We start from the raw sequence: 21129 nt of genomic DNA, 5'->3' as shown, positions 1-21129 counted from the left end.
CTATAATTCAAGTATCTCCCTGATTTTATGTGAAAAATCAATCACGGAATAGGGTTTGAGAATATACCCTTTGCACCCCTGGCGCAACATTTCCTGTGCCTTTTGATCAATGGCATAGCCTGTGGACAAGAGCACCTTAATATCGGGATTCATTTTTTTCAAGGCAATAAAGGTCTCAAGCCCGTTCATCTCGGGCATGATCATATCCAGGACAACAATATTGATATGATCTTGTTTTTCAGCATAGATTTTTAAGGCTTCTTTCCCTGAATCTGTCGTGATCACCTTGTAACCCAAGGCCTTACAAATTTCTCTGCCAACGGTGAGGATCCGCTGTTCATCATCCACCAGAAGAATGGATTCATTGCCCAGCACCAGTTTTTCCTGGGCCGAAGGCAGGTTTTGGTTTTCAACGGGTTCGGCCAGGGGCAGAATAATGGAAAAGGAAGAGCCCACATTGGAAGAACTCCAGACGTCAATCACCCCGCTATGGTTTTGGACAATCTTTTTTGCAAAGGTCAGGCCCAGGCCCTTTCTGTCCGGAAACTCTTTATGGTTTGCAGAATAAAAGGGTTTAAAAATTTTGCCCAGGGTGGCATTGTCCATGCCGACCCCTGTGTCTGTGATGGTAATCTTGCAGAAAAACCCGGTTTCCAGCCCATAGGCCTCTGCCGTTCCATTCATAATGGCTGCGGACTCCGTGAGCACGGATAATTTGCCCCCATTGGGCATGGCCTGGAGCGCATTTTCCACAATGGTTGAAACCACCTGATGAATCTTGTCGGAATCTCCGTTGATGACCAGGGGGGTGGCCGCCAAATCCACATCAAGGATAATCCGTTTGCCTTTAAGATCCAGATTTTCCACGGCAGAACGGACCAGGCGGTTGGCATCAATACTTGTACTGTAAAAGGCATCCACCTGGGCAAACCCCAACAGCTGATTTGCAATTTCAGACCCTTTGTCAATACATGACAGTATTTCCGTGATATGCCCGTACAATGGATCTGAAGAATTCACACTGCTCATCATCAGGGAGGCATGCCCCTTGATGGCCGCCAGCAGATTGTTTACGTCATGGGCAATTCCATTTGCCAAAGCCTCTACGGCATCGCTCGACTCATCCTTGACTTTAATATATTCCATTTATCCTGCCTGGGTTTTTACAACATTTATTCCAGAGATATAATCCCTTCCTGGATGGCAAACTTGGTCAAACCGGCCACTGAAAAAATATTGAGTTTTTTCATTATGTTTCGCCTATGGGTTTCAACCGTTTTTACGCTTACCCCAAGCTTTTGGGCAATATCCCTCGTTTTTTTACCTTCAGCCACCAATTGAAGAATTTCCCGCTCTTTTTTTGATATTTTGTTAAACTTAGGAAGCGCCTGCCCGTCGCGGCATTTCTGGCCATGCTCATCCACATACATCCGGGCAATGGACGGGGTCAGGTAAAACTGGCCCTGGATGACCTCCTGGATGGCATCATAAATTTCCTCAAAGGCAGAGGCCTTTAAAATATAGCCCGAGGCACCCGAGGCAAACATCTTGTCAATGATGCTTTTGCTCGAATGCATGGAAAGGGCAATCACCCGGGTATGGGGAACCTCCTGGCGGATTCTGGCAGTGGCCTCCATCCCGTTCAAATCAGGCATGGAGATATCCATCATCATAATATCCGGCTTGAGGGCAATGGCCTTTTCAACGGCCTCCCTTCCGTTTTTGGCAATATCCATGACCATGATTCCTTTTTTTTCCAGCAGGCTTTTAAGGCCCTCCCGGATAATGGCATGATCATCTGCTATAATGACTTTTAACGACATAGGCTCCTATTTGTAAATTTTGTCAGAGTCTATCTTGAAGACAGACGAAAATCAAATATAAATTTTGAATTTTCCTTGACAAGTACCAGAAACTCCTTGTAAAAGGGACATTATGTTGTTCTTATATACAGAAACAAACTCGTTTTTTAATATCTCCCTTAAAGGAGAGGTGTTCTGGTGCCGGTGGCAAGGCCTTTGCCTGCACCTGTGACCTGGGTTTGAGATCATCCCGAAAAAACGGATACAGGCTGCAGCAGGTGCTGCAGCCTTTTTTATTGCCCAAACCCATGAATACTGATAAAACCCAATCGGAGGAAAAACATGTTAATTGTAATGGAAAAAGGCTCAACAGACTCACAAATTCAGGCTGTTGTTAAAGCCGTTGAAAAAAGAGGTTACGAAGCCCGGCCCATACCAGGAGGAGACAGGGTATCCATTGGTGTCCTTCACAACAAAGGCTCTGTGGATGCTGCCCATTTCCTTGGGCTTAACGGTGTAAAGGAGGTCATTCCGGTGACAAAATCCTATAAACTTGTCAGCCGGGAGTTCCAGCAGGAGAACACCCATGTAAAGGTTGGGGATGCCGTTTTCGGAGACGGCAGTTTTCCTATAATTGCCGGTCCCTGTGCCGTTGAAACTGAAAACCAGGTATTGTCCATTGCCCTTTCCGTTAAACAGGCAGGCGCACTATTATTCAGGGGCGGGGCATTCAAGCCCAGAACCTCCCCCTACTCATTCCAGGGCCTTGGGGAAGAGGGGTTAAAACTTCTGGCAAAAGTCAGGAAGGAAACCGGCCTGCCCGTGGTCACAGAGGTGATGGATGTTGAAAACTTCGACCTTGTGGAAGCCTATGCAGATGTGGTTCAGATCGGCACCCGAAACATGCAGAACTTTTCCCTGCTCAGACGTGCCGGAAGATCCAAGCGACCCGTGATTCTGAAACGGGGCATGTCCGCCATGCTGCAAGAATGGCTCATGGCCGCCGAATACATCATGGAAGAGGGAAACACCAATGTAATCCTCTGCGAACGAGGCGTCAGAACATTTGTCCGCCACTCCAGAAACACCCTAGACCTTTCCGTGGTGCCTGCAGCCAAAAAAGAAAGCCATTTGCCCATTATTGTCGACCCCAGCCATGCCGCAGGAGTAAGGGACCAGGTGGTGCCCCTGGCATATGCCTCTGCGGCTCTGGGCGCGGACGGAGCAATGATAGAGGTTCACAACAACCCGGCAGAAGCCCTGAGCGACGGTGCCCAGTCCCTGTTTCCCGACCAGTTTGCCCAGGTCATGGAAAAAATGAACGCCATCCATAAAATCGTCAAGGACGCCTGATGAAAACATTCAAAGTCCAGGGCCGACTTGGCCTCTCCCGAATCCATGTTGGGGAATCCCTCTCCCGGGTACCGGCGTATATTCCCTCTGGAAATACGCCGGTAATCATCACCGATGAAAATATTTTCAGAATTTACAACCGCCGATTTCCCAAAGGCCCTGTGATCACCATTGGCACCGGAGAAAAAATTAAAACCCTGGCCACGATTGAGTACATTTTAAGGGAATTGGTTCGTCTGGGCTGTGACAGGTCAAGCTTTATCCTTGGCATCGGGGGAGGGATTGTCAGCGATATCACAGGATTTGCCGCATCCATATTCCTGCGCGGGGTAAAGTTCGGCTTTGTCTCCACCTCTTTACTCTCCCAGGTGGACGCCAGTGTGGGGGGAAAAAACGGGGTAAACCTGGATGCCTTTAAAAATATGGTGGGGCTGTTTAACCAGCCTGAGTTTGTGATCTGCGATATTGACCTTTTGGCCACCCTGCCAAAATCTGAAATTTCCAACGGCCTGGCTGAAGCGGTTAAACACGGGCTGATAAAAGATATCAAACTTTTGGAATTTATCGAGGCCAACCAGCAAAAGGCCCTGGATCTGGACCGGGACGTTATTTTCCGCCTGGTGGCCGACTCTGTGGATATCAAATCCAGGGTGGTGCAAAAGGATGAACACGAAGCCGGAGAACGGCGAAAGCTCAACTTCGGCCACACCATCGGCCATGCCATGGAAAAACTGGACCAGTCCGGCCACGGGCGGGCGGTTTCCATGGGCATGGTGGCTGCATCCAAATTTTCACAGCAAAAAGGCTATATCCTTCCCCAGGAGGTGGACCGGATAAAAGAGTTGCTCCTGGGCCTGAAACTCCCGGTGAATCACTCGTTTTCAAGTCAAAAAATTATCCAGGCCGCCTCAAGGGACAAAAAAAAGCAGGGGGAAGACCTCTTTTTTGTCTTTCTCCAGGCCTTGGGAAAGGCCCGGGTGGACAAAATCAATTTTAATGAGATGAACGCCTTTATCCGGGACGAACTCTGTCACCCCGAATAAGAGGGTTGAATCTCCAATACGGTTGATTATAGTCCCGTCCACTATCCCTGCATATGTTATGGCCTGAAAATTGGATCAAAAATAACAAATCGTCGCCCGATTGTGGGGGGTAAATTCAATTTCCGATAGGGTTCAAAAACCCCTGCCTCAAGGATTAGAAGCAGGGGGATCTAACAGGGGTAATTTTTTAACTTTCAATAGCACCAGAACGAACGCCCTTGAGGTATTCCATACAAAATTGGTCATGACCCAAAAGCATGTCTGCGGTACGAATTGTGGCCATAATCTTTTTGTCCAGCGGATCAATAATGGCTGAATCCATGCCCGCAGCCATCATCAGCGTCACAAAGGTCCGGTTGATGATATGGCGCTGGGGAAGGCCGTAGGAGATATTGGACAGTCCGCCGGTAATGTGGACCTCCGGGAATTTTTCCTTAATGGAACTCTGGTGCCATCCTCCTGAAAAGGCTGCCAAGCTCATGGAAGTGGAATCCACCCCCACGATCATGGGCGGATTCCAGCATAGATCCATGGAATGGTTTGACGAACCCATGTTCAAAGAACTCATCGAGATGCACAACAAATGGCTGAACCATGCCGCCGTGACCCTGCTTATGGAAAATGAATGGGATGTGTTCTATCTACACACCCATCCCACGGACTTTATCTACCATTACCTGATCACCCAGCTGGATCCGGAACTGGCAGACAGCCCGGAACGCCACGAAGAAGCCAAGGAACTCCACAAGGCCGTTTACATGGGAGCTGACCAGACCCTGGGGACCATCATGGATGTTCTTGGGGACGACGTCTTCACCATTGTGGCCGCCGACCACGGCTCCGTGCCTGACGGCTCCCACTTTGACCCCTATGATGCCCTGACCGAAGCCGGACTCACCACCCTGACCACGGCGGATCCCAATGATCTGCCCGACGACTTTGATTTCATGCCCGAGGCCATGAAAGAAACCGAAGGCATCACCTGGACCCGGAAACCGATTTTCAAAGAGTCCAAGGCCCTGCCCCAGCGCCTGCTCTTCATCTATGTGAACCTGAAAAGCCGCTTCCCTGACGGCTGCGTGGAAGACGAGGAATATGAAAAGGTCCAGCGGGATATCATATAGCAGAGCAAACAATTACTTGAACAAGGATTTATACAACTTATATTTTCCCCATGAGATATTCATCAGATTTACGCAAACGCGTTATAGATTTTGTCAGTAGTGTCCGGTTAGGTTGTTGCATATAAAAAGCATCTAAAATCATTGAAAAAACAGTCTGTTTTGTGTTGACAAATGTGCGTAAAAATTTTTGTGCGCCTTGAAAATTTAACTCAAGGAGCTCAAATGACGCACATCTCAGTCCCTAAAAAACAACTACGGTCCCTGAACTTTGACAATTTCAGGTGCCCTCTGATAAAGTTACTTTTAAAAGCACCGGAATTACAATCTCGAGGAGACCGCCCTTTAAAAATGACATTCGAAGACCAGATAAATGCTTTGGTTTATTTCCATCTTCAGGAGCACAAGTCGGTTTTGTTGCAAAAAATTATTAATGTCTGATACAAGTCCGTTTTGGCACTAATTTGTTTGCAGAGAGATAGTATGAAAAATGAAAACCCTTTCAAGTGGCGTCATTATGAAAAAGAAATCATCCTGTTGAATGTTCGCTGGTATCTGAGATATCAACTGAGTTACAGGAATCTGGAAGAGATGATGCAAGAACGGGGCTTGTCTGTGGATCACAGTACCATTTACCGATGGGTTCAGCGCTATGCTCCTGAAATGGAAAAGCGAAGCAGGAAGTATCTGCGGCAATCAAATGATTCTTACCGTATTGATGAAACATATATCAAGGTGCGGGGGAAAAAATGAAGTATCTTTACCGAGCGGTCGATTCCCGTGGAAATACCATCGATTTTCTTCTTCGCAGCAGACGTAATATGGAATCTGCCAAACGATTTTTTAAAAAGATGCTGCGAGCTTCCAATAGCTCCAGACCTCGGGTTCTGAGTGTTGACGGAAATCCTGCATATCCTCCGGCAGTAAAGGCTTTGAAAGAAAAAAAAGCTTCTGAATAAGGACTGTATCCTAAGACAGAATAAATATCTGAACAATATTATTGAGCAAGACCACCGGTTTATCAAAAAGCTTGTCAGAGCTGGTATGGGGTTCAAGACATTTCATTCTGCCTGGCGGACGCTAAAAGGCTATGAAATTATGAACATGATCAGAAAAGGACAAGTTAAAAATATTAGGAAGGGAGAAATTTTAAAGCAGAAAGAATTCGTCGAAAATCTGTTTTCTTATGCTGCGTAAATTTTACGCCTGAACGATCTCTTTGTCCTGGAAATATTTTTTGCAACAGAACCCTATTATGTATGCCTTCACCCCTGACCAAACCCCATGCCTTGGAGGCGAAGATTTTTACTTAGCCGTCGGTTGGACTTTTTACGGGTTCATCAATGCTATAGCCGCCCCAGATCAGAGAGTTCGCTCAACCCGTCCATATCCAGGATCAGGATGTCTTTATTCTGAACAATGATCAAGCCGGCATCGGCCATTTTTTTAAGTATTCTGGAGATGGTTTCCGGGGTGGTGCCGATGAGGTTGGCCAGCTGGGCCTTGGAAATCGGCAGGGTGACTTTGCCGGGCAGGGCGGTGGTATCGTCAAAGGTTTGGCTTGTGTTGTCCTGCCCCAAGTCTGAAGCGGTTTCCCGGGCCAGGGTGATGATATAGGCGGCAAGCCGTGCCGGTACCTCTTTGAGGCTTAAATTTTCGATCTGGACGGTAAAGGCCCGCAGCCGCTTGGAAAGATCGGCCAGCATGCCCATGGCAAGGGCAGGGGAGTCGGTGATCAGTTTGACAAATAAATTTCTGGGCAGAAATAAAATAAGGCTCGGTTCAATGGCCATTGACGAGGCGGGAAAGTTTTTACCTTCAAATACCGGCACTTCGCCGAATGTGTGCCCGGGGCCGTAAATATGGAGGATCTGTTCCTTTCCTTCAAAGGAGATTTTGAACACCTTTATTTTGCCCTTGGCCACAATATAAAACCCGTCTCCTTTTTCCCCTTCCTGGAAAATAAATTCTCCCTTGGAAAAGTTCTTTTCTTTGGCCAGGCCGGTTATTTTTTCAAGCTGATCAGAAGACAATCCTGAAAAAAGGGGTATGGATTTCAATAGTTTAGTGATAGGATATACCTTTCAGTTCGTAATTTTATCGCTCAATAAAAAAAATAAGTTTTTTTATCCGTCTTGATCCAGGTCAAGGTTTTTTGTCTTTTCCTATAGTAAGTTCATGCCAGGATGTAAAGGCGAATTGTTTATCACTATAATATAAGGAGAATGCCAGATGTTTTGTTTTCAATGTCAGGAAGCACAGAAAAATACCGGATGCACCATCAAGGGGATGTGCGGAAAAGAAAATACAACAGCAAACCTTCAGGATCTTCTGATTTTTAACCTCAAGGGAATTGCCGTAATTGCTCAAGCCTCCAAGGCTGCCGGGGTCGATGTGCCCAATTCTGCGGCTGAATTTATTGCCCAGGGGTTGTTCACCACCATTACCAATGCCAATTTCAACGATGAAAACCTGGTGCAGTGGATCAACCGGGCCCAGGCTGTGAAAAAAGAGTTGGCCCAGGCTGCCGGCGATAAGATCGGATCAGACCTTCACGACAGCGCCACCTGGTTTTCCAATGATGTTGCAACCTTCCAGGCCAAGGCTGAGACCGTAGGGGTCCTTGCCTCGGACAATGAGGATGTGAGATCCCTGCGGGAACTGTTGATCCTGGGTCTTAAGGGAATGTCAGCCTATGCCGATCATGCCGCGGTCCTGGGTGTAAAAAAAGAAGAGATCTGGACTTTTCTCTATGAAGGTCTGGCCTCCACCACAAAAGAGCTGAGCGTGGATGAGATGGTCGGCATGGTATTAAAATGCGGGGAAGTCACCGTCACCACCATGGCAGCCCTGGATGAGGCAAATACCAGCGCCTACGGGCATCCGGAAATTACCGAAGTCAATATCGGCGTGGATAAAAATCCTGGAATATTAATTTCAGGCCATGATCTTAAGGATATGGAAGAGCTGCTCAAACAAACTGAAGGTGCGGGCGTGGATGTATACACCCACGGGGAAATGCTCCCGGCCAACTATTATCCGGCCTTTAAGAAATACGACCATCTTAAGGGTAATTACGGTGGATCCTGGTGGCATCAGAATGAGGAATTTGAGTCTTTTAACGGCCCCATCCTCATGACCACCAACTGCATCGTGCCTTTAAAAAAGAAAAACACCTACCTGGATCGCCTTTATACCACAGGGGTGCCTTCTTACACGGGGGCCACCCATATTGCGGACCGGGCAGACGGGGGAGCAAAAGATTTTTCAGAGATCGTGGCGCAGGCCAAAACCTGTGCAGCGCCGGTTGAAATTGAGACCGGTAAGATTGTGGGCGGATTTGCCCATAACCAGGTCCTTGCCCTGGCCGACAAGGTGGTGGATGCGGTAAAATCCGGCGCCATCAAGCGGTTTGTGGTCATGGCCGGCTGTGACGGCCGCCATAAGAGCCGCGAATATTTCACGGAAGTGGCTGAAAAATTGCCCCAGGATGCCATCATCCTGACTGCCGGCTGCGCCAAGTACCGGTACAATAAGCTTAATCTCGGGGACATCGGCGGGATTCCCAGGGTCCTGGATGCGGGCCAATGCAACGACTGCTACTCTCTGGCCGTGATTGCCTTAAAACTCAAAGAGGTATTCGGTCTGGAAGATATTAATGAACTGCCCCTGTCCTTTGACATTGGATGGTATGAGCAGAAAGCGGTTGCCGTACTTCTGGCCCTGCTTTCTCTGGGTGTGAAAGGGATCCGTCTTGGACCCACTCTTCCCGCCTTTGTATCTCCTGCGGTCTTGAATGTGTTGGTGGAAAATTTTGATATCAAACCCATTACAGACGCGGATTCAGATGTGGCTGCCATCATGGCAGGCAAATAAGTTAAACTGCCGGGCAGGCTCGGCCTGCCCGGCTTACCAAACGTATGAATGCCCGGCCCTCTGGCCGGACATGGAAAAGGAGGCCCCATGAAATGTCCGGGACAAGATACCCAATACTGGAATCCAGATGCTATTTTTGAAACCAATTGCCCTGAATGCGGCCATTCCATGGAGTTTTTCAAGGACGATGCCACCCGACGCTGCCCCAATTGCAAAAAAAAGATCGTCAATCCCCGAATGGATTTCGGGTGCGCCTCCTATTGCCAGTTTGCCGAACAATGCCTGGGCAGCCTTCCCGAAGAGTTTGTGGGCCAGCAGGAAGACTTGCTCAAGGACCGGGTGGCCGTTGAGATGAAACGGTACTTTGGCAAGGATTTTAAACGCATCGGCCATGCCGTCAAGGTGGCCCGGCATGCGGAAAAGATTGGAAAAATTAAAAAGGCCAACCTGGCTGTGGTCCTTTGTGCGGCTTATCTCCATGACATCGGCATTAAAAATGCCGAGGAAAAATACAACTCCTCAGCTGCCAAACACCAGGAAGAAGAGGGGCCGCCAGTGGCAAAAAGGATCATGGAAAAACTGGGGGCCAAACAAGGTCTGGTCAGTGAAGTCTGCGATATCATCGGCCGCCACCATCATCCTCTGGAGAATGAAACCATGAATTTCAAGGTGGTTTATGATGCAGACATGCTGACCAATATGGTCGAGTGCGGCAAGCATCAAAACGTTGATTCAAAAGAGTTTTCAGCTAAAATAGATCGTTTATTTTTAACGGATTCCGGCCGTGTTCTAGCCAAAGAAGTTTTGATCCAGGAAGATTAAAATCGTAATTAACAGGGATTTCCCTGGGGAGATATAAAATGAAAGTTGTGCGAAAAATAATTGAAATTGACGATGAAAAATGCGACGGCTGCGGTAATTGTGTGCTGTCCTGTGCCGAAGGGGCGATTCAGATCATTGAGGGCAAAGCCCGGGTGGTGGCTGATAAATACTGCGACGGTCTTGGGGCCTGTATAGGGGATTGTCCCCAGGATGCCCTTACCATCGTGGAAAGAGAAGCTGATGAGTTTGACGAAGAGGCTGTGGAAGAACTGCTCAAACAGCAGAAAAAGCAAGCAGAAGCGCCCCATTCAGGCTGCCCTTCTGCGGCCTTGAAAGTATTTCCCACAGCCGAGCCTGCAGGCCATGAGTGCAAGTGTGCCTCAAAAGCGCGGACGGTTGCCCCCGGAGGGCCTTCCGCCCTTGGGCACTGGCCGGTTCAGATTCACCTGGTCCCTGCAGGGGCGCCGTTTTTAAAAAATGCAGATCTTTTGATCGCAGCAGACTGTGTGCCTGTGGCCTATCCTCGTTTTCATGCGGATTTCCTTACGGGAAAGGCCGTGATGATCGGCTGCCCCAAGTTTGACGATGCCCAGGCCTATGTTGACAAGCTGGCCCAGATTTTTGCCCAGTCCGGCATCAAGAGCATTACTGCGGTGGTCATGGAAGTCCCCTGCTGTTCCGGCATAGCCGGAATCATTAAAAAGGCCCTGGAAAAATCGGCCATGGATATCCCCTTCGAAGAGGTGGTGGTCTCAGCCAGGGGAGAGATTCTCTCGTGATCTGGGAGCAGGATGCCCAAACGGCCATTAAAACCGTCCCTTTCTTTGTCCGGAAAAAGGTGAAAAAAAGAGTTGAAACCTTTGTAGAGGACAGGGGAAGGGAGCGGGTCGTTCTCGCGGATCTCCTTGCCCTGAAAAAAAAGTTTCTCTCAAAGGGGGGCATGGAAAAGGAGATCAAAGGATATGATGTCTTTGCCTGCTTCGGTACCCAGGACTGCCCCAACGCTGTGGCCCCATCGGGCCTGCTGCTGAAAAAGATCCAGAATCTCATGGAAGAGGCGGATATCCTCGGGTTTTTAAAGTCCCGGGTTAAAGGCGACCTTAAATTTCACCACGAGTTTCGAGTCTGTATTTCCGACTGCCCCAATGCCTGTTCCCGCCCCCAGATTTCGGATATCGGCATTATTGGTGCAAGCCTGCCTGGGATCAGTGACCAGCCCTGTTCATTTTGCCGGGAGTGTGAAACTGCCTGTCCTGAAAAGGCCATTGTCCTCTGTGATTCAGGGCCTGAAATTGACGCCCAGGCCTGCCTGGCATGCGGCAAATGTATTGGCCTCTGCCCTACGGCCACCCTGGAAGAGGCAAAAAACGGATTCCGGGTGCTTCTCGGAGGACGGCTTGGCCGCCATCCCCGCCTGGGCATGGAAGTGCCGGGGATTTTGTCCCAGGATGAGGTGCTTGACCTTGTTCAATCCGCTCTTGATTTTTATAAATCCCACTCCAGGGAAGGTCAACGATTTTCCCATGTTCTTGAGTCCCTTTCCCAAATTCTTTGACCCTGGGGCCTTGCAGCTAAAGCAGAACCGATTCGTGAAATATGTCGGCGGTTGCCCCCCGGTTTTTTTTTAAGATCCTTTCTTGTTAATCCCCAGGAGACGCTAAAGACTATTAAAGGCGCTATTTCCTATCTATCAGGGCGTTACTCTCGGAGCCTACCCCTTCGGGCCTGCGCCTTTTGGCAATTGAAATTTTTTTTGATGGTGGCGACCCTGGGGTGATCTCTTTTTTTTGCCCATTACAAATTGATTTTTTTCTTGACTTAAGGGTAATTTTTTTCTAAAAATACAGAAAAAATAAGATTTAAAGGATAGTGGTTATTTATAATCCGGTTCAAGGAGGTCCTAATGAATATCAAAGATCATTGGCAGGAGATCAGGGAGGAATTTCAAAACAATATTAAAAAATCCAGTTATTGTGCCTTTGCCACGGTGGACAAGGCGGGCAATCCCCATATCACTCCCATTGGTTCCCTGATTCTGGCGGAGGCGTGCCAAGGGTTTTTCTTTGAGCGGTTTCCTGAAAAGATGCCCAAAAATTTTCAAACCTCGGACCGGGTGGCCGTGATGACGGTTAATACAGGATTTTTTTATTGGTTCAGGGCCTTGAGAAAAGGGGTATTTCATTCGCCTCCGGGCCTGCGCCTATACGGCCGGGTGGGAGAACTCAGGCCGGCAACTGAGTCAGAACTTTTTATCTGGCAAAAAAAGATCAGGCGGGCCAAAGGCAGCCGGGGATACGATATTTTATGGAAAGATATGACCCGGGTCAGAGATATTTATTTTGACGATGTCAGGCTGGTGACGGCCGGGGCCATGACCCGGTCCCTGTGGAAATAGGACCCGGATCCCTACAGGCGTTAAAGGTCTTTTGATATGGAGGGTACAAAAGCGCTTGCCATTCCTGACGCCTTCCTGATAACTAAATTATAAAATGAAGTACTATCTTATCCATATCCAGTATCTGGGGTTCCGGTTCCACGGGTGGCAGCGGCAGCCCGGGGTCAAAACCGTTGAATCCATGGTTGCCAAAACCCTTGAATATGTTCTGGACCCCTTGGATTTTAAAATTCTGGGCACCAGCCGGACCGATGCCATGGTCTCGGCCGCTCATTCCGTGTTTGAACTGTTTATTGACTCTCCCATTGACCAGACGCTGTTTTTTAAAAAAATAAATCAGAATTTCCCCCCTGATATCCGGGCCCTTAAGGTGGAAGAGGTCGGGCCCAAGTTCAATATTATCAACAGTCCGAAAACAAAGGAGTATCTTTATTTTTTTTCATTTGGTGAAAAAATTCATCCCTTTTGCGCCCCGTTCATGGCAGGCGTTATGGCGGATTTGGATATCCCTTTGATGCAAAAAGGGGCAAGACTGTTCCAAGGGGTTCATAATTTTGTCCAATATTGTACAAAGCCCGGGCCTGGGACCCGGTTTAAACGTGAACTTCTGGTGAGCCAAATTGAGCGAAACACAGAGTTTTCAGCCAGCTTTTTTCCTGACCAGACCTGGGTGTACAGGGTCCGGTCTAAAGGGTTTTTACGCCACCAGATCCGTTTGATCATGGGACAGCTCATCGCTCTGGGAAAGGGAAGCGTTTCCCTTGGGCAAATTCAAGACTCGCTGACAGGGGGCAACGCCTACCCCCTTGAAACCATTGCCCCGGCCTCAGGACTCATGCTTGGCCAGGTGGCATTTGATCATATGGACAGGATCCGGGACTATTGATGGCCAACCCCCTTATCATACGGGCCGGAAGAGCGGCAAGGACCCATATCATGGAAAAGGGGCTCGTTCCTGAAGATATTCTGGGCGTTTTCGGAGCCTCAGGTGCGGCCAAATGGCTGGCCATATACGGCCTGGACCGGGCGATTTTTTCCCAGTGGCTGAACCCTATCTCCCATGATATTTATCTGTTCGGCACCTCCATCGGTGCCTGGAAACTTGCTGCCGGAGTTCAAAAAGATCCGGGCCCTGCCTTTGACCGTCTAAAACAGGCCTATATCGGCCAGAAATATGAGGGCAGGGTGACCTCTGAAAAAATTACCGAAGAATCTCTCAAGATTTTTGATCAATTTCTTGGAAAAGAAAAAATAGGTGAAATTCTTGCCAACCCGTTTTTACATTTAGGGTTTTCAGCCGTTCAGTGCAAAGGCCCCATGGCCTTGGAAAACAAGGGTGTGCTCCTGGCATCCATGCTCGCGGCCTTTCTCATGAATCTGTTGTCGAGAAATACCCAGTCTCTGTTTTTTGAGCGTACCCTTTTCCATGTGCCCGGCGCCCTTGACTGGCCCATGGATTTTACCGGCCTTTCCCTAAACAGGGTAGGGTTAAGTTCACAGAATTTTAAACAGGCGCTTCTGGCCAGCGGGTCCATTCCCGTTATCATGGATGGAATCAAAGATATCCCCGGTGCAAAAAAGGGTACCTACAGAGACGGGGGCGTTCTGGATTATCATCCAATATTTCCCCTTTTAAAGGAGAGACAGGGCTTTATCCTCTACCCCCATTTTTATCCTGAGATTATTCCGGGCTGGTTTGACAAGACATTGCCCAACCGCAGGGCCCAGGGCGATATTATGGACCGGACCATCCTTGTGGCCCCTTCTCCTGAGTTTGTGGCAGGACTGCCCTTTGCCAGAATTCCGGACCGCAAGGATTTTAACCGCTTCCACGGGAAGGATGAGCTGCGCACCAGAGTCTGGCAGGAAGTCGCCCAAAAAAGCCTGGCACTGGGATCCGAGTTTCTTGGGGCCGTTGAAACGGGGAGGATAGGGAATATGGTTCAGCCCTTTTAACCCTTTGTAAGAAAATTACCTACACAAGAATCAGAAAACCTCCCATTGATCCGTGACTTTCATATTGCTACCCTGGTATCCGGTATAAATGGCCAGTTTACGTTAAACACCAAAACAGGAGGATCGTATGAAAGGTAAGCAATTATTTATCATCGGGTGTATCGCAGTTCTTTCAATGGCATTTACCCAGTCTGCATTTGCAAAAATGGAAAGGGTTGTTTTCGGCGGCGGCCCTGCCGGCGGCACCTTTCAGGTGGTTGCCAACGGGATCCAGGTATTTAAACCCATGAAGGCAGTTAAAGAGTTCAAGGTCCAGGCCCAGTCTTCGGCAGGTTCCGTTGAAAATTTGAGAAAGACCAATTTAGGTCGCCAGCAGATGAGTGTTGTCTATTCAGGTCATGTTTATCTTGGGCGCAACGGGATGATGAAAAATGATACCAAAAAATATGAAGATGTCCTGGCCGTGGCATGGCTTTACGGCGCACCCGGACAGCTGGTCACCCGCAAAGGCTCCGGCATTAACAGCGTAAAAGATCTGGTGGGCAAAAAAGTGGGTGTGGGCAACGCAGGTTCCGGCGCCTTTGCCAACTGCGAACTTTTTTTCAGCCACATGGGGGTTTGGGATAAGATTGAAAGAAACGCCATGGGCTACAACGATGCAGCCCAGGCCTTCGGCAACAAACAGCTTGATGCCTTCTGGCTGTTCACAGCCTTTCCTTCCGGCGCCGTTATCATGGCTGCCCAGACCAATGAGATCGCCCTGGTCAACCTGGATGCAGATGCAAAGGCCTCAGGATTTTATGAAAAATATCCCTATTTTGCCAAACTCGCTGTGCCTACCAATACTTACAAGGGCGTAGACTACGATTCTCCTTCCTTCCAGGACTCTGCCCTCTGGGTGGCCAATGCCAAGGTCTCTGCAGACACGGTTTATAAAATGCTCTCTTTGATCTATTCCGATGAAGGCCTGGCCCATATGAAGGCCCAGAAAAAAACCTTTAAACACATGGATGTTAAAACAGGGGCAGACGGTATTGTGACGCCCTTTCATCCGGGTGCTGAGAAATTCTGGAAAGATAAAGGGGTATTATAATTCTCCCCTGGCTGGCCCAAGACAGGTCAGGAATGATTCCTGGCCTGTCTAATATTTTTCCCAAATCGTTTAACCAAGATAGGAAGGCAAACCGTGTACGAAAAACTCAATCGATTCGAGCAGATCATATTTGATGCCTGCTCGGTAATCCTGGTCGTTTTTTACTCCTGGGCCGCTGTGGTTCAACCCATGGCCACCCAGTATCACAGGGGGGTATATGTTATTATCACCTATTTACTTGTCTTTCTTTTGTACAAATCCCAATCCACAATCGGGAGAATACTTGATTATATCCTGATTGTCCTATCCCTTGTCTCCATTGGCTACTGGATTTTCATGTTTGAGGTCATCAATTACAGGACCGGTGCTGAAACCCATATCGACATGGTCTTTGCCGTCATCGGGGTGCTGATCGGCATTGAGCTGGCAAGACGGGTGGTGGGCAGTGTCTTTGTAATCCTCGGCACCCTGATGCTGTTATACGGGGTCTATGGATACCTGGCCCCGGATCTGGTCTCCCACGCAGGCGCCCCTTTTACCGAGCTGTGCATTTCCATATTTTACAAGAGTGACGGGGTATTCGGCATCATGGCCAATGTACTTGCCAACTATGTGATTCTCTTTGTCCTGTTCGGGGCATTTTTGGAAAAATGCGGGGCTCAGAAATTTTTTATTGACTGGCCCCTGGCAGCGGTAGGCCACAAGATCGGCGGCCCTGCCAAGGTCTCTGTGATTGCCTCCGGGCTTTTTGGATCCATCTCAGGGTCAGCCATTGCCAATACAGTTTCCACGGGGATGTTCACCATTCCCATGATGAAAAAAGCCGGGTTCAAGCCCCATGTGGCCGGCGGGGTGGAACCGGCAGCCTCCATCGGCGGGATGTTTATGCCGCCCATCATGGGGGCCGGCGGGTTCATCATGGCAGAGCTCACAGGCGTCCCCTATTCCAAGATCATGCTGGTGGCCATTTTCCCGGCCCTGATGTATTTTTTCTCAGTCTTCTGCATGGTTCATTACGAAGCCAAAAAAGATAATATTGTGGGTGAAAAATCCAAGCATTCAGCCGGATATATTTTTAAAAATGAATGGTTTTATACCATTCCCCTCATTGCCATCACCATACTCATGCTCACCGGTTATTCTCCGGGATATTCTGCCATCATCGGCCTGGTCACCTGTGTGTATATCTCATGGGTCAGAAGAGAGACCCCCATGGATCTGACCATGGCGTTTATTGTGACATCGGTATTTTTTATCTCTATGGTCAATATTGCCATCGGGGGTAATGATGGAGGAATACCCCAGTGGGTCGGGCTTGTCATCGGTGTTCTGGCATCAATCATCATGTATGTTAAACATCCTGCGTGGATCAGACCCGGGTTGACTCATTTTTTAAATGCCGCGCGTTCCGGCACGGAAAACAGCCTGAAAATCGGCGCAACCGTCGGGGTTATCGGGATTATTATCGGTGTGCTTACCTTTTCCGGTTTGGTGCTGACCTTTGCCGATATCATGATAGAACTTGCCGGGGGCTCTCTTTTGCTGACCATTATGCTGGTGGCCCTTGCCTCCCTGGTGCTTGGCATGGGGGTCCCTGTGACAGCAGCCTATTTGATTACTGCGGTTGTGGCAGTACCTGCCCTCACCCATCTGGGGGTCAATGAAATTGCCGCCCATATGATCGTATACTGGCTGTCCCAGGATTCCAATATCACACCGCCGGTATGTATTGCCGCATTTGCAGGCGCGACCATTGCCAAGGCCAATATGTGGAAGACGGCATTTACCTCGTTTAAATTTGCTAAATTTTTATACCTGGGCCCCCTTCTTTTCGGATATGTCCCGGGATTCTCCCTTGACGGCAGTTCCATGGATATTATAAAGGCATTTGTGGCCATCTTTTTTGCCACCTGGGCCTATTCATGGTTTTTGAGCGGGATCTGGGTCAACTATCTGAAAAAGATTTTCGGAAATAAGGCCGCATCCTGATATTTTATCCGGGTCTGTCAGTCCTGATGTAAATTAGCCTGCCCCGGCGGTTTAGCCGGCGGCAGGTTTTTTTTGCGATTCCTTCAAATCAGGCCTGTAAATTCAACCGCCCAGGGATTTTGGGTTGCCCTAAGATGCGTTTTGGTCCATAGTGTCCTAAATAAAACGCCTTAGATCTGATATAAAAACAGAGAATACAAATAAGATATGGACAATTATAATCGGGTTATTGATTCATCCATTGGTTACCTTGTGGGCCGGACATCTCGGGCAATCATCAAACGGCTGACCAAAAAATTTCAGGATGCCGGATTTGACATCAGTTATGAACAATGGAGTATCCTCATTCATCTTTACAGAAAAGATGGTCAGACCCAGCAGGCTCTGGCCAGGATTGCTGTTAAAGATAAGGCTGCCATTACCCGGCTTTTGAACGTTCTTGAAAAAAAAAATATTGTATTGCGGGTGCCCGACCGCAGGGACAAACGCAGCAAATTGATCTATCTCACCCACAAGGCCAAGGCGTTTAAAAAAGATCTTATCGACTTGGTGGAAGAAATGCTCAAGGAAGCGGAGCAGGAGATCTCTTTTGAAGAAATGGAACTCTGCCGGGCCACCCTGAATAAGATTTTTGCCAATTTTGAACGCTTAAACCATCCCGGCCGGGAAAATAAGTCTGAATCAGAACTCCACTAGTTTATTTTGAATGGCATACCTGGATAAGTCTGAATTATTTCTTAAATTCAGTTTCTTAAGCAGCCTTGATCTATAGGTGTCTACGGTTTTAACAGAGATATTATAAGCCGTTGCAATTTCACGGTTGGTGCTGCCTGTGGCAAGCATTCTCAATACCTGCAACTCCCTCATGGACAACGACTCTGTCAGGCTTTTATCTTTGTTTCCCCGGATCAGCCGAAGCGCCAAGGCTTCGCTGGCCTTTTCCGTTAAATACCGGCCGCCGGCATTTATTTTTTTAACCGCAGCAACCAATTGCTCGGGGGCGGACTGCTTGGTCACATATCCCATGGCCCCGGATTCAATGGCCCGGATGACATATTGCTCTTCTTCGTGCATGGTCAGGATCAGCACCGGGATTTCCGGGCAATAGGCTGCCATTCGGGTGACCACCTCAAGTCCGTCCATGCCCGGCATGGAGATGTCAATTACCGCCACATCCGGGTGCTGGGACATGGCCTTGTCAAATGCGGTTTCTCCGTCCGGTGCTTCTGCGATCACCCTGATTTCATTATCGTCTTCAAGTACCTTTCGCAGTCCCTCTCTGACAATACTATGGTCGTCTGCAAGCAATACCTTGATCATGATACTCCTTTCGCCTTTACTTTACATGTAACAAAGGTCCCTTTGCCCGGGAATGAATCAATGGTGAGTTTTCCGCCGGAAAGATTGGCCCGTTCCCTCATGCTTTCAAGGCCGAATCCCTGGCGGGTTCTGTTTGTATCAGGTCTAAATCCGCACCCGTTATCCTGGATGGTCAAGACAATGCCTTCAGCATCTGTTCTCAATTCGACCAGAATGGTGGTGGCCTTGGAATGACGAAGTGAATTGGTCACAGCTTCCTGGCCTATTCTGTATAGAGCAGTTGCCAGGGTTTTGTCAATTTTCGGAAGTTCATCATGGCGGAAGACACAGGATACATTGGACCGTTTTTCAAAATCAGAAACCAAGGATTCCAGGGCGTCGCTCAATCCCAGATCGTCAAGGACCCTGGGCCTTAACCGATAGGCCATATCTCTTACATCCTGGATGGTATTTTCAATCAGGCTGCTCATTTTCTGGGCCCTTTGTTCGGCCTCTTCATTCACCTGGGCCAATTGTTTTTCAGCCCATACCGCATCAATGCGAAGGGCGGTCAGCACCTGACCAAGATGATCGTGAAGCTCCCTTGCCACAAGCTCCTTTTCCCTTTCCTGGGAGGCAATGATGTTTTTGGATAGTTTTTTAAGGCTGGCCTGGGTTGATTCCAGCTGGGCCGTACGCCTCCTGACCTGGCCTTCAAGATCCTGGGAGTAGGAGGATAATTTTTCCTTTGCCTTTTCAAGGTCTTTTTGAACCCGGTTTTTTTCTGTAACATCAACACTTACCGCCAGGGAGCGGATGATTTTTCCATTTCCATCTTTAACCCCGTAACAGGATAAGAGGGTCTCCATTTTTTCCCCGTTCTTTTTTTTATAGGTATAGGGAATATCCTTGCAAAACCTTGTGCTGAAGAATTTGGGGAATACGGTTTCAAGTGCATATTGTTTAGACGCCTTTGAAAAAAAGCGGGTTAACGGTTTGCCAATGACTTCGTCTCTTTTAAATCCCATCTGCTCAACCCAATGGTCGGAGACATGAATGATTCTTCCCTGGGTATCTATGGAGTGAAGCATCACAGGGGTTTTATGATAAATTCTGCGGTATCTTTTTTCAGAAATTTTTAATTGTTTTTCGGCCTGTTTGCGCTGGGACAATTCTTTGGCTGCCATCTGGTAGAGTGCAAAGACCAGAACACCTGCCAGGATGGAAATAAAAATCACGATGGGGCCGATAATTTTTATAAACGGCTGGGTCACTTGTTTTTGGATGTCCTTTTGTTTTCTTAGGGAAATGATGTTCCACCCCGGATAATTTGAAACAGGCAGGCTGGCAAATACATATTGAATTTTTTTGGGGTCAAATACCTGGTGGTTTTTTTCTTTTCTGAAACCAGACCATTTCCAGGGGCCGTTGCCAAACTGCCTTGAGTCGGCAATGGAGTTGAGGGTCTCTTCATCAAGGGGCCAGAGCAGTTTAAATCTGAATTCAGGTTGGTTGGTCATGAAAATGATCCCTTTGGGGTCAACGAACAATAGTATCTCTTTTGATTTTGAAACCAAAGCGGATTCTAAGAATTCCACAGAGGATTTTATCACGGCCACCCCTAATATTTCTTTGCTGTGTCTGCGGTAAATTGGATGACTGAAATATACTCCCCGTTTGCTCGATGTGGTGCCCAGTGCCAAAGAGGTGGCAGGCTCGCCCTGAATGGCTTTTTTATAGTAAGGTCGAAATGAAAAATCATTGCCCACAAAAGAATCTGCATCATTTCTGTTGGAAGAGCAGAGGGTGATCCCTCGTTTATCCATGAGGTAACTGACATCCAATGCCATGGATTGGGTGAAATGGTCCAGGAAGCGGTTGGCCTGGTAAATGGTTTCAAGATCTGTATCTTCAAGAACCCTTATCATTTCCCGGATTCCTGACAAGGTCTTTACCGGCTTGATATGCTCGGACAAATGGGTGGAAAACTGCCGGGTTAAAAGGTTTAACCTTGAAAGGGCACTGGTTTCAGTCTTTTGGAAGGCCGCCTCCCGATAGGAAAAATAATAGAGCCACCCCCCTGTTGATGCGGACAAAAAAGCAAATACAGCCAATATTAAAATGATGAGTCTAAGGCGCATATGTACAGTATAGACCAACCCCTTATTTTTTCAATGGATTTAAGTAATGCCTGATTCACCCTCAAGCGACCTAGTTTTTTGTGTCCTTTGTCTGCTTTTCGCCGGAAAGGATGAACTCCTTAGGGGGCTATTTCCTGGAGATTTCTGCCTTGGGAGGCAATCGGGCTGCCGAAGGGCTCAACCAGTCGGAATATCGTCAAATATAGCCAATAGAAAATTTGGCCACAGGTTTTTGCAAT

At 48.2% G+C, this 21129-nt stretch carries 18 protein-coding genes and 3 pseudogenes; 15 read left to right on the top strand and 6 right to left on the bottom strand.

Going from position 1 to position 21129, the window contains the following annotated elements; genetic code table 11:
* Both HUN05_03175 and HUN05_03170 read right to left on the bottom strand, forming a co-directional pair.
* The gene (locus HUN05_03175) at positions 1 to 1146 is read right to left on the bottom strand and encodes a response regulator (GenBank protein ID WDP84281.1); all 1146 of its coding nucleotides are present in this window, start codon (positions 1144 to 1146) and stop codon (positions 1 to 3) included.
* A 26-nt stretch (positions 1147 to 1172) separates the two neighbouring features.
* Positions 1173 to 1823: a response regulator transcription factor gene (locus HUN05_03170; GenBank protein ID WDP84280.1), complete on the bottom strand. Its 651-nt coding sequence runs from the start codon at positions 1821 to 1823 to the stop codon at positions 1173 to 1175.
* A 321-nt stretch (positions 1824 to 2144) separates the two neighbouring features.
* Between HUN05_03170 and aroF the strand changes: the two genes are divergently transcribed.
* Both aroF and aroB read left to right on the top strand, forming a co-directional pair.
* Complete coding sequence (gene aroF / locus HUN05_03165; GenBank protein WDP84279.1) at positions 2145 to 3155, top strand: 3-deoxy-7-phosphoheptulonate synthase; 1011 nt, start codon at positions 2145 to 2147, stop codon at positions 3153 to 3155.
* Positions 3152 to 4198 carry a 3-dehydroquinate synthase gene (aroB, locus tag HUN05_03160; protein ID WDP87900.1) on the top strand — a complete coding sequence of 349 codons (1047 nt, stop codon included), beginning with the start codon at positions 3152 to 3154 and terminating at the stop codon, positions 4196 to 4198. The genes aroF and aroB overlap by 4 nt, the downstream gene beginning before the upstream one ends.
* 187 nt (positions 4199 to 4385) lie before the next feature.
* Here the strand turns inward: aroB and HUN05_03155 are convergent.
* Positions 4386 to 4640 (bottom strand): annotated as a pseudogene (locus tag HUN05_03155) (methyltetrahydrofolate cobalamin methyltransferase).
* Positions 4641 to 4728: 88 nt separating this feature from the next.
* On the opposite strand from HUN05_03155, the gene HUN05_03150 reads away from it, so the two are divergent.
* From HUN05_03150 to HUN05_03140, 3 genes and pseudogenes are all read left to right on the top strand, one after another.
* Positions 4729 to 5322 (top strand): hypothetical protein, encoded by a 594-nt coding sequence (locus HUN05_03150; GenBank protein WDP84278.1) that lies wholly within the window; start codon positions 4729 to 4731, stop codon positions 5320 to 5322.
* A 222-nt stretch (positions 5323 to 5544) separates the two neighbouring features.
* Positions 5545 to 5730 (top strand): annotated as a pseudogene (locus HUN05_03145) (IS4 family transposase).
* Between the two features lie 72 nt (positions 5731 to 5802).
* Positions 5803 to 6516, top strand: a pseudogene (locus HUN05_03140) (IS6 family transposase).
* A gap of 149 nt (positions 6517 to 6665) precedes the next feature.
* Here the strand turns inward: HUN05_03140 and HUN05_03135 are convergent.
* Complete coding sequence (locus HUN05_03135) at positions 6666 to 7391, bottom strand: Crp/Fnr family transcriptional regulator (GenBank protein ID WDP87899.1); 726 nt, start codon at positions 7389 to 7391, stop codon at positions 6666 to 6668.
* 160 nt (positions 7392 to 7551) lie between these two features.
* On the opposite strand from HUN05_03135, the gene hcp reads away from it, so the two are divergent.
* The 10 genes from hcp (at position 7552) to HUN05_03085 (ending at position 18146) form a co-directional block, all read left to right on the top strand.
* On the top strand, positions 7552 to 9195 hold the full coding sequence (gene hcp, locus HUN05_03130) for a hydroxylamine reductase (protein ID WDP84277.1): 1644 nt from the start codon (positions 7552 to 7554) through the stop codon (positions 9193 to 9195).
* A gap of 87 nt (positions 9196 to 9282) precedes the next feature.
* Entirely contained in the window at positions 9283 to 10017 is a 735-nt protein-coding gene (locus tag HUN05_03125) for an HD domain-containing protein (GenBank protein WDP84276.1), read from the top strand.
* 38 nt (positions 10018 to 10055) lie between these two features.
* Positions 10056 to 10796: a 4Fe-4S binding protein gene (locus HUN05_03120; protein WDP84275.1), complete on the top strand. Its 741-nt coding sequence runs from the start codon at positions 10056 to 10058 to the stop codon at positions 10794 to 10796.
* Positions 10793 to 11572, top strand: coding sequence for a sulfite reductase (locus HUN05_03115; GenBank protein ID WDP84274.1), 780 nt, complete (start codon positions 10793 to 10795; stop codon positions 11570 to 11572). The genes HUN05_03120 and HUN05_03115 overlap by 4 nt, the downstream gene beginning before the upstream one ends.
* A 348-nt stretch (positions 11573 to 11920) precedes the next feature.
* Entirely contained in the window at positions 11921 to 12412 is a 492-nt protein-coding gene (locus HUN05_03110) for a pyridoxamine 5'-phosphate oxidase family protein (protein ID WDP84273.1), read from the top strand.
* A 94-nt stretch (positions 12413 to 12506) separates the two neighbouring features.
* The gene (locus HUN05_03105) at positions 12507 to 13298 is read left to right on the top strand and encodes a tRNA pseudouridine(38-40) synthase TruA (GenBank protein WDP84272.1); all 792 of its coding nucleotides are present in this window, start codon (positions 12507 to 12509) and stop codon (positions 13296 to 13298) included.
* Entirely contained in the window at positions 13298 to 14368 is a 1071-nt protein-coding gene (locus HUN05_03100) for a patatin-like phospholipase family protein (protein WDP84271.1), read from the top strand. Before HUN05_03105 ends, HUN05_03100 begins: the two co-directional genes overlap by 1 nt.
* Before the next feature lie 127 nt (positions 14369 to 14495).
* The gene (locus HUN05_03095; protein WDP84270.1) at positions 14496 to 15461 is read left to right on the top strand and encodes a TAXI family TRAP transporter solute-binding subunit; all 966 of its coding nucleotides are present in this window, start codon (positions 14496 to 14498) and stop codon (positions 15459 to 15461) included.
* 93 nt (positions 15462 to 15554) lie between these two features.
* Complete coding sequence (locus tag HUN05_03090; protein ID WDP84269.1) at positions 15555 to 17450, top strand: TRAP transporter fused permease subunit; 1896 nt, start codon at positions 15555 to 15557, stop codon at positions 17448 to 17450.
* 207 nt (positions 17451 to 17657) lie between these two features.
* On the top strand, positions 17658 to 18146 hold the full coding sequence (locus tag HUN05_03085; GenBank protein WDP84268.1) for a MarR family transcriptional regulator: 489 nt from the start codon (positions 17658 to 17660) through the stop codon (positions 18144 to 18146).
* On the opposite strand, the gene HUN05_03080 is transcribed toward HUN05_03085, so the two are convergent.
* Both HUN05_03080 and HUN05_03075 read right to left on the bottom strand, forming a co-directional pair.
* Positions 18132 to 18770, bottom strand: a complete 639-nt coding sequence (locus tag HUN05_03080) for a response regulator transcription factor (protein ID WDP84267.1) — start codon at positions 18768 to 18770, stop codon at positions 18132 to 18134. The genes HUN05_03085 and HUN05_03080 overlap by 15 nt on opposite strands.
* Positions 18767 to 20890, bottom strand: coding sequence for a PAS domain S-box protein (locus HUN05_03075; GenBank protein WDP84266.1), 2124 nt, complete (start codon positions 20888 to 20890; stop codon positions 18767 to 18769). Before HUN05_03075 ends, HUN05_03080 begins: the two co-directional genes overlap by 4 nt.
* Positions 20891 to 21129: the final 239 nt, after the last annotated feature.

This window comes from Desulfobacter sp. (assembly GCA_028768545.1).
In the GTDB taxonomy this organism is placed as follows: Bacteria; Desulfobacterota; Desulfobacteria; order Desulfobacterales; family Desulfobacteraceae; genus Desulfobacter.
The sequence above is the reverse complement of the archived record's forward strand: the minus strand, read 5'-3'. Positions and strand labels throughout refer to the sequence as shown.

Excerpts from the sequence above, each read along its gene's own strand:
- HUN05_03100 (WDP84271.1), top strand. The coding sequence starts at position 13,298 with ATGGCCAACCCCCTTATCATACGGGCCGGAAGAGCGGCAAGGACCCAT.
- HUN05_03075 (WDP84266.1), bottom strand. The coding sequence starts at position 20,890 with ATGCGCCTTAGACTCATCATTTTAATATTGGCTGTATTTGCTTTTTTG.
- HUN05_03110 (WDP84273.1), top strand. The coding sequence starts at position 11,921 with ATGAATATCAAAGATCATTGGCAGGAGATCAGGGAGGAATTTCAAAAC.
- HUN05_03125 (WDP84276.1), top strand. The coding sequence starts at position 9,283 with ATGAAATGTCCGGGACAAGATACCCAATACTGGAATCCAGATGCTATT.
- HUN05_03105 (WDP84272.1), top strand. The coding sequence starts at position 12,507 with ATGAAGTACTATCTTATCCATATCCAGTATCTGGGGTTCCGGTTCCAC.
- HUN05_03080 (WDP84267.1), bottom strand. The coding sequence starts at position 18,770 with ATGATCAAGGTATTGCTTGCAGACGACCATAGTATTGTCAGAGAGGGA.
- HUN05_03120 (WDP84275.1), top strand. The coding sequence starts at position 10,056 with ATGAAAGTTGTGCGAAAAATAATTGAAATTGACGATGAAAAATGCGAC.
- HUN05_03175 (WDP84281.1), bottom strand. The coding sequence starts at position 1,146 with ATGGAATATATTAAAGTCAAGGATGAGTCGAGCGATGCCGTAGAGGCT.
- HUN05_03150 (WDP84278.1), top strand. The coding sequence starts at position 4,729 with ATGGAATGGTTTGACGAACCCATGTTCAAAGAACTCATCGAGATGCAC.
- hcp (WDP84277.1), top strand. The coding sequence starts at position 7,552 with ATGTTTTGTTTTCAATGTCAGGAAGCACAGAAAAATACCGGATGCACC.
- HUN05_03170 (WDP84280.1), bottom strand. The coding sequence starts at position 1,823 with ATGTCGTTAAAAGTCATTATAGCAGATGATCATGCCATTATCCGGGAG.
- aroF (WDP84279.1), top strand. The coding sequence starts at position 2,145 with ATGTTAATTGTAATGGAAAAAGGCTCAACAGACTCACAAATTCAGGCT.
- HUN05_03085 (WDP84268.1), top strand. The coding sequence starts at position 17,658 with ATGGACAATTATAATCGGGTTATTGATTCATCCATTGGTTACCTTGTG.
- HUN05_03095 (WDP84270.1), top strand. The coding sequence starts at position 14,496 with ATGAAAGGTAAGCAATTATTTATCATCGGGTGTATCGCAGTTCTTTCA.